A 3,706-nucleotide genomic window follows, 5' to 3' on the forward strand; every position below is an offset into this window, starting at 1 on the left:
AGTCGCGGATCATCCGCTCGTCCTCGCCGAGCTGGGCGTCGAGCAGCAGCGGGTCGTCCCAGGCGAACTGCGGCCTGGTGGCGGGCTGAGAGACGACGGTCATGGCCTTTCCCCCGGTGGCGGGAGCAACGTCGCGGCGTTTGCGGCCTTGCCGACGTTGGACATGCGGGCACCGGCAATCCCGCTCGGCACGGCGCCGCCGATGGGGCACCCGGCGGCAACGCGCACCCGGCCAGCCGCTGGAGTCGTCGTCATTGAGGGCCCTCCGTGCCGGGATCGGGGGCATGCATCGCCGCCGCCGCAGGTCCTGCCCTGCCGGCGACATGGGCGGCCAGCCGCTCGACCGCCTCGGGATTCACCAGCCCCGAGAGGTCGCCGACCGCGTCGCCGACCCACACGGCCCGCACGACGCGGCGCATGATCTTCATGCTGCGCGTCTTTGGCAGGTCCTCGACGAAGACGATGCTCTTGGGTCGGAAGGACGACCCCAGCCCGCCGACAACGGCTTCCGTCAACGCCTGCACCACCTCCGGCGTGGCGACGACGCCACGCGCCGGCACGCAGACACACACGACCGCTGAACCCTTCACCGGGTCGGGCACGCCGATCGCGGCGACCTCGGCAACCTTCCCGGTGGCAAGCAGCAATGCCTCGATCTCGGCCGGCCCGACCCTCTTGCCGGAGATCTTGAGCGTATCGTCCGAGCGGCCGTGGATGAACCAGTCGCCGTCCTCGTCCACGGAGGCGAGGTCGCCCTGGACCCAGAGGCCGGGAATCTTCGACCAGTAGCTCTCGATGTAGCGCGCGGGATCCCGCCACAGGCCGCGCGTCAGCCCGATCGAGGGCATGTTCAGCGCGAGTTCGCCGACGCGGCCGCGCGGCAGCGGGTTCCCCTCCTCGTCCACGACAACGGCGCCCATCCCGGGAATGGGTCCTGCGAAGCCGCAGGGCTTGACGTCCGGCCGGAGGACGTTGCCCGCCAGGATGCCGCCGCCGATCTCGGTCCCGCCGGAATAGTTCAGGATCGGGGCGCGATTGCGGCAGACCTTGCTGCGGAACCATTTCCAGGCCTCGGGCGTCCAGGGCTCCCCGGTCGAGGCGGTGACGCGCAACGAGGAAAGGTCACGGCCCTCCACCACCTCGGGCGGTTGCTGCATGAGGGCGCGAACCAGCGTCGGCGCCACGCCCAGGAAGCTGATCCGGTGGTCCTCGACGAGCCGCCAGATGCGCCCCGGCTCCGGGTAGTCCGGGGTTCCCTCGGCGAGCAGCAGCGTCGCGCCCGTCAGCGGCGCCGCGACGGCCAGCATGGGCCCGATCAGCCAGCCGAAATCGCTCATCCACAACACGCGGTCGTCGGGCCGGAGGTCGAGGATCAGCCCGAAATCCAGCGCGACCTTGGTCAGGAAGCCGCAGTGCGAATGCACCGTCCCCTTCGGCTTGCCGCTGGTGCCGGAAGTGTAGACGAGCATCGCCGGCGCCTCGGCCGGCAGTTCAGCCGGCGGCGCGCCATGGCCGCGGGCAAGGAGGTGACGCCACCCGATCCAGCCGGCGTTCTTCGTCTCCGGCCCGCCGCCATCGGGATCGTGCGCGACGACCACCACATGCCGCAGCGTCTGCACCTGGCCGGCGGCCGAGGCGATCACCTGCGCCATCTCCACCGGCTTGCCGCGACGCCAGGTGCGGTCGGCGGTGACGACCGCGACGGCGCCGGCATCCGACAGGCGCTCGACCACCGCCTGTGCCCCGAAGCCGGAGAACATCGGCAGGGCGATCGCGCCGATGCTGACGATGGCGAAGAATGCGGCGATCACCTCGGGGAGGGCAGGCATGAACACCCCCACCACGTCGCCCTGCCCGATGCCGAGCGACCGGAGGCCGCCCGCCGCGCGCGCCACGGTCCCTGCCAGTTCCGCGTAGGTCATCGCGCGTCGGTCGCCATCCTCGCCTTCCCAGAGGATGGCGGGCTTCGCGCCATGGCCATTGGCGATGGTGCGGTCGAGGCAGTTCCACGCCAGGTTGGTCGTGCCGCCGACGCACCATTCGGCCCATTCCTTGCCCTTCGAGACGTCGAGCAGCCGCTGGTACGGCTTGAAGAAGCGGAGGCCGTGGAACTCCATCACCGCCGCCCAGAACCACTCCGGCTCCCTGGCGGCACGCTCCACGAGGCGATCGTAGTCCGGGACACCATAGCGGCGCAGGAAGCGCTCCAGCGGCGAAGAGGTGTCAGACCCGTTCATGTCCCTGCGTCCTCCCTGGTTCCCGGTGGCGGTGGTCAGCTGCGGACCAGCGCGCAGCCACCCGCGGCCAGCGGCCTGAAGGCCTGCTCGCCCGGCGTGCTCAGGACGAGCTTGTAGTAGTCCCACGGTCCGCGCGATTCCTGCGGCGCCTTGACCTCGAACAGGTGCGCCGGATGCAGCTTGCGGCCGTCCGGTCGGATGGTGCCGGCGCCGAAGGCGTCGTCCTCGGTCGGCATCGCCTTCATGCGGGCCACGGCCTCGGCGCCGGAGGCCTTGGCCCTCGCCACGCCCATGTCCTTGACCGCCTTGAGGTAGTGCAGCGTCGCGGCGTAGCAGCCGGCGTGGATCGTCGTCGGCGCCTGCACGCCGAAATTGCTCCTGACCCTGCTGGTGAACGCCCGGGTGCGATCGTTGAGGTCCCAGTAGAAGGTCTCGGTCAGCATGAGGCCCTGCGCGGCCTCGAGGCCGAGGGAATGAACCTCGGTGATGAACATGACGAGCGCCGCGAGTTTCGTGCCGCGCCGCGTCACGCCGAACTCGGCCGCCTGCTTCACCGCATTGATGAGGTCGCTGCCGCCGGCGGCGAGCCCGATCACCTTCGCCCGGCTGGACTGCGCGCGCACGAGGAACGAGGAGAAGTCGGTGGTGCCGGGGAAGGGAAAGCGGACCGATCCGAGGACGCGCCCGCCCGCGGCCTGGACGAAGCGGGACGTTTCCGTCTCCATCGAATGGCCGAAGGCGTAGTCCGCGGTGATGAAGAACCAGGTGTCGCCGCCGGCACGGACCATGGCGCCCCCGGTCGAGTTCGCCAGCATGTAGGTGTCGTAGGACCAGTGCACCGTGTTCGGGCTGCACTGCGAGCCGGTGAGTTCCGCGGTCGCCGGCCCCGATGCGAGGAACACCTTGTTCTTCTCGCGCGTGATGCCCGAGACGGCCAGCGCCGCCGAGCTGCCCGGAACGTCGACGATGGCGTCCACGCCCTCCCAATCGAACCACTGGCGGGCGATGTTGGAGGCGACGTCCGGCCGGTTCTGGTGGTCGGCGAAGACGATCTCGACGCTGAAGCCCCGGTCGGCGAACTCCTGGGCGGCCTGCCGCGTCGCCGCGAGCGAGCCGGGCCCGGAAAGGTCGCGGTAGGCACCCGCCATGTCGGTCAGGACGCCGAGCTTGATCGTGTTCGCGCCCTGCGCCCTGACGCCGCGTGCGCCGGCCGTGGCCGCCGCGGCGAACGCGGTTCCGGCCCGGAGCATGGATCGACGGGTGAGTGACATCCGTTTTCCTCCTTGATCGTGGTGATGCCTGTGCACGGCGTTGCCGTTTCGTGCGGGCGCAAGAAGCGGGTTCCCGGACAGGAGGGACGGGCCACCCGTCGATCGCGAAACCGGCCCGGGTGCCGCCTACTTCTGGTACCTGCGGAATTCGGGCCTGCGCTTCTCGTTGAAGGCGCGGACGCCTTCCCGCGACTCCTC

Annotated in this window: 2 protein-coding genes; both read right to left on the bottom strand. The window is 70.5% G+C overall.

The genetic code is table 11. From position 1 onward, the window contains the following. Window positions 1-251: 251 nt before the first annotated feature. On the bottom strand, window positions 252-2,237 hold the full coding sequence (locus IEX99_RS22175) for an AMP-binding protein (RefSeq protein ID WP_188904409.1): 1,986 nt from the start codon (window positions 2,235-2,237) through the stop codon (window positions 252-254). 35 nt (window positions 2,238-2,272) lie between these two features. Then, window positions 2,273-3,508, bottom strand: a complete 1,236-nt coding sequence (locus IEX99_RS22180) for an ABC transporter substrate-binding protein (protein WP_188904411.1) — start codon at window positions 3,506-3,508, stop codon at window positions 2,273-2,275. Window positions 3,509-3,706: the final 198 nt, after the last annotated feature.

It is taken from the genome of Caldovatus sediminis, from assembly GCF_014644455.1.
Classification (GTDB): Bacteria; Pseudomonadota; Alphaproteobacteria; order Acetobacterales; family Acetobacteraceae; genus Caldovatus; species Caldovatus sediminis.

What these genes read in the sequence shown, in the direction of transcription:
- IEX99_RS22175 (WP_188904409.1), bottom strand. Translation starts at nt 2,237, where the DNA reads ATGAACGGGTCTGACACCTCTTCGCCGCTGGAGCGCTTCCTGCGCCGC.
- IEX99_RS22180 (WP_188904411.1), bottom strand. Translation starts at nt 3,508, where the DNA reads ATGTCACTCACCCGTCGATCCATGCTCCGGGCCGGAACCGCGTTCGCC.